The organism is Pseudoxanthomonas sp. LjRoot204_2 (genome assembly GCF_056175765.1).
Genome location: NZ_JBGFFG010000191.1, coordinates 1 through 6,480, shown reverse-complemented (window position 1 = coordinate 6,480; position 6,480 = coordinate 1). Strand labels below are relative to the sequence as shown.

Sequence of the window (6,480 nt, the reverse complement as noted above, 5' to 3'; positions counted from 1 at the left end):
CGTCGACACCCTTGGCTGGCGCGTACTTGAACGTGCCGGCGGAAAACGCCGGATTTCGCTTCCATCCCGAGAAGCTGATCTCGGTGCGCTGGCCCACCGCGTCCTTCACTTCCATCTTCACCAGCGTGCCGTTCGTGAACGCCAGGCGCGCCGTCTGGAAGCTGGCATCGCCTTCCTGCCTGGGCGTCAGCGTCAGCCATTGCACGCCACCCTGCCCCGCGCCCTCCGCCACCTTGAACTGCTGGTCGAGCTTGCCGGGGTCGATCAGTGCAGCGAGCGGGCTGTTCTCTTCTTCAACCCCCTGCTCGCGGACGGTGGCCTGCTGCAGGTCGGGGTCGTAGACCCACACCTTCTTGCCGTCGGCCACGATCAGTTGCTCGTACGGCTTGTTGTACTCCCAACGGAACAGGCGCGGCGCGGACAGCGCGACTCGGCCATTCGAGGTCTCCTTCAACTTGCCGCCGCCGTCATAGACCTTCTGCGTGAACTGGCCATCCAGGCCCTTCAGTCCCGTGGTGAACGTCTTCAACTCGTCGCGTGCGCCGGCGAAGGCGCTGTTGGCGAGCAAGGCAGTGGCGAGGACAGCGATGCGGGCAGTGCGGAGCATGGTGCGTTCCGGTGGGAAGGTGTTGGCGGGAGTGTGCCGGGACGAAACTGAACAGGCTGATGACTGCACTCGACGGAAATCCAGCCGTTCAGTTAGCGCGGTGGCGGCGGTGCCAGGACCTGGCGGTCGCCATTGTGCTCGGGCGGCGTGACGACACCTGCCGCCTCCATCGCTTCGATCAGGCGCGCGGCGCGGTTGTAGCCGATCTTCAGGCGGCGCTGTACCCCCGATATCGAGGCCCGGCGGCTCTCGGTGACGATCTTCACCGCCTCGTCGTACAGCGGATCGGACTCGTCGCCGCCACCGCCGCCGGACTCCGGCAGGCCGGTCGGACCGACGACGATGCCATCGCCCATGGTCTGGACTTCCTCCAGCACGCCTTCGATGTAGTCCGCGGTGCCGCTGGCCTTGAGATGCTCGACGACGCGATGCACTTCCTCATCGCTCACGAAGGCACCGTGGATACGTTCCGGCATCGCCGTGCCCGGCGGCAGGTAGAGCATGTCGCCGTGGCCCAGCAGCGTCTCGGCGCCCGACTGGTCCAGGATCGTGCGCGAGTCGATCTTCGAGCTGACCTGGAACGCGATGCGGGTGGGAATGTTGGCCTTGATCAGGCCGGTGATGACGTCCACCGACGGGCGCTGGGTGGCCAGGATAAGGTGGATGCCGGCGGCACGCGCCTTCTGCGCCAGGCGTGCGATCAGTTCCTCGACCTTCTTGCCGACGATCATCATCATGTCGGCGAATTCGTCGATGAAGATGACGATGAAGGGCATCGGTTCGAGGGGGCGCGGCGCTTCGGCCAGGTCGGGATTCGGCTTGAACAACGGGTCCATCAACGGCTGGCCCGCGTCCATCGCGTCCTTGACCTTCTTGTTGAAGCCGGCCAGGTTGCGCACGCCCACCGCGCTCATCAGCTTGTAGCGGCGCTCCATCTCCGCCACGCACCAGCGCAGGCCGTTGGCGGCCTCCTTCATGTCCGTGACCACCGGGGCCAGCAGGTGCGGGATGCCCTGGTAGACGCTGAGCTCCAGCATCTTCGGGTCGATCATCAGCATGCGCAGGTCTTTCGGCGAGGCCWTGTACAGCAGGCTCAGCACCATCGCGTTGACCGCCACCGACTTGCCCGAACCGGTGGTGCCGGCGACCAGCAGGTGCGGCATGCGCGCCAGGTCGGCCACGGTGGGCCGGCCRGCGATGTCCTTGCCCAGCGCGAGCGTCAGCACGCTGCCGGACTTGTCGTACTCCTTCGAGCGCAACAGTTCGGACAGGAAGATCATCTCGCGACTGGTGTTGGGGATTTCCAGGCCGATCACCGACTTGCCCGGGATCACGTCCACCACGCGCACCGACTTCACCGAGAGGCCGCGCGCGATGTCCTTGTCCAGCGAGCTGATCTGGCTGACCTTCACGCCGGGCGCGGGCTCCATCTCGAAGCGCGTGATGACCGGTCCCGGATAGGCGCCGACCACCTGCACATCGATGCGGAAGTCCTTGAGCTTGAATTCGATCTGCCGCGAAAGGGTCTCCAGCGTTTCTTCCGAATATCCCTTGGTCTGCGGCTTGGGATCGTCCAGCAGGGACAGCGGCGGCAGGCCGGATTCGTCTCCGCCGGCACCGTGGAACAACGGGATCTGCTGTTCGCGCTTGGCGCGTTCGCTCTTTTCCACCACGGCTGGCGCGGGGGGCTCGATCTTGACCGGCTCGCGCTTGGCGCGGGCGACGGCGTCGATCTTGCGCACGATCTCGCGCTCTTCCCGCATGGCGCGGGTCTGCTGCCACTCGTTCGCCTGCTGCCCGCCACGGCGGAACAGGTCGGGCAGCATCAGCACGTACTTGCCGATGCGCTCCATCACCGCGAACCAGGACAGGCCGGTGGCGAGCGTCACCGAAGTCAGGAACAGCACCAGCAGGAACAGGTTGCCGCCGAGGCCGCCGAACAGCTTCAGCAGCGACTTGCCGACCAGCGTGCCAAGGATGCCGCCGGCACCGTCGGTGAGCGATTCGGCCGGGACGCCGCGCATGAACAACAGTCCAGTCGCCGAGATCAGGAAGGCGACCATGCCGATCAGGCGCAATGCCGGCCCCAGGTCCGCCTGCCCGTCTCCATCGGTATCCATGCCGAACAGCGCGATCCACGCGATCGCCCCCAGGATGAAAGGCAGCACGAACGCCACATACCCGAACAGCGACAGCAGCAAGGCCGACAGATAGGCGCCGGCAAGCCCGCCCATGTTGTGCACCGGCGCGGTGATGCTGCCGGACTGCGACCAGCTCTGGTCCTGCGGCGAGAAGGTGAAGAGGCTGGCCAGCAGGTAGAGCAGCAGCGGCGCGATCGCGATGAGCGCCAGGTCGCGCCACAGGCGTTGCCTGCGCGGATTCGGCGACGGGGCCTGCTTGCGCGCGGCCGCATTGCCGCCCTTGGATTTGCCGTTGTCCGGGAGCTGCTTCGCCACCTTTGGACCAGACCTTAGGAAATTTCTGTTAGTGATTGATACTAAACGAATCGTGTGCGATGCGACAGCGCGCCGGTCAAGCTTCGGGCCTGTCCGTCCGAAGACCGGATAGCAAAAACGCCGCGCGGTCGCGCAGCGTCTTCGATTGACCTGTCCGGGCGCCGGCCTGCATCACCGCTTTCCATCTGCGCGCCTTGATTCGCCGGATACGCAACGCCACTCTATGTGCCTGCGGACGATGCGATAGCGCGTCGTTGCCTGCCCGATCATCCTTTTTCGCGAGTATACATGAGCACTTCGAAGCACTGCCGCCTGTTGATCCTGGGCTCCGGCCCCGCCGGCTGGACCGCTGCCGTCTACGCCGCCCGCGCCAATCTGAAGCCGGTCGTGGTGACCGGCCTGCAACAGGGCGGCCAGCTGATGACCACGACGGAGGTCGACAACTGGCCCGGTGATGCGCACGGCCTGATGGGCCCGGACCTGATGGCGCGCATGCAGGCGCATGCGGAGCGCTTCGAGACCGAAGTGATCTTCGACCACGTCCACAYGGCCGACCTGTCCAAGCGCCCGTTCAAGTTGATCGGCGACAGCGGCGAATACACCGCCGACGCGCTGATCATCGCCACCGGTGCGACCGCGAAGTACCTGGGCCTGCCCTCGGAAGAAGCCTTCAAGGGCCGCGGCGTATCCGCCTGCGCCACCTGCGACGGATTCTTCTACCGCGACCAGGACGTGGCCGTGATCGGTGGCGGCAACACGGCCGTGGAGGAGGCGCTGTACCTGTCCAACATCGCCCGCAAGGTCTATCTGGTGCATCGCCGGGACACGCTGCGCGCCGAGAAGATCATGCAGGACAAGCTGTTCGCCAAGATCCAGGCCGGCAAGATCGAGCCGGTGTGGCACCACACGGTCGACGAGGTCTTGGGCAACGAGGCCGGCGTTACCGGCATCCGCGTGAAGTCCGTACAGGACGGCAGCACGCGCGACATCGACGTGCACGGCTTCTTCGTGGCCATCGGCCACACGCCGAACACCGGGTTGTTCGAAGGCCAGTTGGACATGAGCAACGGCTACCTGAAGATCCGCTCGGGCATCGAAGGCAATGCCACGGCCACGACCATCCCCGGGGTGTTCGCGGCAGGCGACGTGACCGACCAGCACTATCGCCAGGCCATTACCTCGGCCGGCTTCGGGTGCATGGCGGCGCTGGATGCCGAGCGCTTCCTCGACAAGGACGCCTGACACCGACGCGGGCGGCCTCCAAGGATGGACAAGCTGCTGATCAAGCAATGCCTGTTCTACGGCAGCTGGCTCGTCTGGCCCGTCATGGCGTGGCTGCTGTGGCGGCTGCGCCATCGACACGGCCGCGGATGGCTCGTACTACTGCTTGCAGTTTGCCTGCTGTTCGCATGGGCACGTTTCGTCGAGCCGCAGCGCATCCGGGTACAGCAGACCGTGCTTGACGGAACCGGCGCCCCGCTGCGGCTCGTGCTGATCAGTGACATCCACCTGGGCGTTTACAAGGACGCGGCGTACCTGCGGCGCCTGGTCGACCGCATCAATACGTTGCAGGCCGATGCCGTCGTGATCGCGGGCGACTTCACCTACGAACCCGACGGCGCTTCGCTGCAGGCCATGTTCGCGCCACTCGCCGGGCTGCGACGGCCGGCCTACGCGGTGCTGGGCAACCATGACCAGCAGGCACCGGGGCCCGACATCGATACGGAATTGCGCGCCGCCCTGGCCGGACATGGCGTCACGGTGATCGAAGGCACGTCGGTAATGCTGGGCGGCTTCCGATTGGCCGGACTGGGGGATCGCTGGGCCGACCGGGACGATCCGGCTTTCCTGTCGGGCGTGCCATCGGCCTTCCCCACCCTGGTACTCACCCACAATCCGGACAGTGCGATCCGACTGGACCCGCGGCAGACCGCGCTGGTACTGGCGGGCCATACGCATGGCGGCCAGATCCGCCTTCCCTGGATCTACCGGCACGTCATTCCCAGCCGGTATGGATTCGATCGGGGCGAGCAGTACCTGGCCACGCCGGAAGGGCGCGTGCGGGTTTACACCACGGTGGGGACGGGTGAGATCGGCCTGCCGATGCGGCTCTTCAATTCGCCCACCATCGACCTGCTCGACCTGCGTCCGTAGTCTGGGTGCCGATGGCCGACGTCCGCTTCCTTCCCTCTCTCGCCGACGTGCCGCCGCCGGCCTGGGATGCCCTGCACGACGGACGCAACCCCTTCGTTGCCCACGCGTTCCTGCAGGGCCTGGAAGCGCACGGCTGCCTGCGCGAAGACTGGGGGTGGTCGCCGCATCATGCGACGCTCTGGGACGAAGAGCGTCTGGTCGCCGCCGTACCCGGCTACCTGAAGGACAACTCGCATGGCGAGTTCGTGTTCGACCACGCGTGGGCCCACGCCTATGCGCAGCACGGACTGGACTACTACCCGAAGTGGCTGGGGGGCGTACCGTATTCGCCGGTTACCGGTCCGCGCCTGCTCGCGCGCGATGACCCTGCGCGTCAGGCGCTACTGACGGCGATACAGCAGGAAACGCGCCGGCTGGGCCTGTCGTCGGCCCATGTCAACTTCCCGACATCCGGCGAGGATGCGGCATTTCCCGCCTCGTGGTTGCCCCGGATCGACGTGCAGTACCACTGGCGGAATCCGGGCCACTGGCGTGACTTCGACGGCTTCCTCGCCGAGTTCGACCACAAGCACCGCAAGAACATCCGCCAGGAGCGGGCGAAGATCCTGCGCACCGGCGCGACGTTCCGCACCGTGCACGGGGACGAGGCCAGCGATGCCGATCTGGAGGCCATGTTCGGCTTCTACCTGCAGACCTTCCATGACTACGGCAACTCGCCGGCGCTGACGCTCGACTTCCTGCGGCACCTTGCGCGCAGCATGCCGCGGCAGGTGGTGATGTTCTTCGCCGAGCATGAGGGCAGGATCATCGCGGGCGCGCTGTGCCTGCGGGGCGGCGACACGCTGTACGGTCGCTACTGGGGCGCGGCGTCCCATCTGCCCGGCCTGCATTTCGAAACCTGCTACTACCAGGGCATCGACTACTGCCTGCGCGAAGGCCTGATGGTGTTCGAGCCCGGCGCGCAGGGAGAGCACAAGCTCGCACGCGGATTCCTGCCGACGCTGGTGCACTCGCGGCACTGGATCGCCCACTCCGACTTCTCCGCGGCGCTGTCCCGCTGGTGTGCCGAGGAAGCTGTCGCGGTGCGCCGTTACGCCCATACCCTGACAACGCACACGCCATTCAAGCATCGCGCGTGAGTTCCGCGGCACCGGTAGCGGGATGACGCCTACAATCCCCGCATGCGACAGAGGCCGTTCGTCCTGCCTTCCGATCCCCACGCCCCGTTCCCGCCCGCGGGCAGCGCGATGCGCGACCCGGACG

General features: G+C 66.4%; 5 protein-coding genes. 3 read left to right on the top strand and 2 right to left on the bottom strand.

Annotation, left to right across the window (positions count from 1 at the left end):
• Positions 1-607: outer membrane lipoprotein periplasmic chaperone LolA (gene lolA, locus AC04L7_RS10435; protein ID WP_475512953.1), on the bottom strand; the 607-nt coding region annotated here is incomplete at its 3' end.
• Between the two features lie 92 nt (positions 608-699).
• Positions 700-3,063 (bottom strand): DNA translocase FtsK, encoded by a 2,364-nt coding sequence (locus tag AC04L7_RS10430; RefSeq protein WP_475512952.1) that lies wholly within the window; start codon positions 3,061-3,063, stop codon positions 700-702.
• A gap of 288 nt (positions 3,064-3,351) precedes the next feature.
• On the opposite strand from AC04L7_RS10430, the gene trxB reads away from it, so the two are divergent.
• From trxB to AC04L7_RS10415, 3 genes are read left to right on the top strand one after another with little or no spacing between them, the layout of a single operon-like run.
• The gene (gene trxB, locus AC04L7_RS10425) at positions 3,352-4,305 is read left to right on the top strand and encodes a thioredoxin-disulfide reductase (protein WP_475512951.1); all 954 of its coding nucleotides are present in this window, start codon (positions 3,352-3,354) and stop codon (positions 4,303-4,305) included.
• 24 nt (positions 4,306-4,329) lie between these two features.
• Positions 4,330-5,217, top strand: coding sequence for a metallophosphoesterase (locus AC04L7_RS10420; RefSeq protein ID WP_435998429.1), 888 nt, complete (start codon positions 4,330-4,332; stop codon positions 5,215-5,217).
• 11 nt (positions 5,218-5,228) lie between these two features.
• The gene (locus AC04L7_RS10415) at positions 5,229-6,356 is read left to right on the top strand and encodes a GNAT family N-acetyltransferase (protein WP_435998427.1); all 1,128 of its coding nucleotides are present in this window, start codon (positions 5,229-5,231) and stop codon (positions 6,354-6,356) included.
• Positions 6,357-6,480: the final 124 nt, after the last annotated feature.

Bases quoted from the DNA above. Each gene is read 5' to 3' on its own strand.
- AC04L7_RS10420 (WP_435998429.1), top strand. From the start codon at position 4,330: ATGGACAAGCTGCTGATCAAGCAATGCCTGTTCTACGGCAGCTGGCTC.
- AC04L7_RS10415 (WP_435998427.1), top strand. From the start codon at position 5,229: ATGGCCGACGTCCGCTTCCTTCCCTCTCTCGCCGACGTGCCGCCGCCG.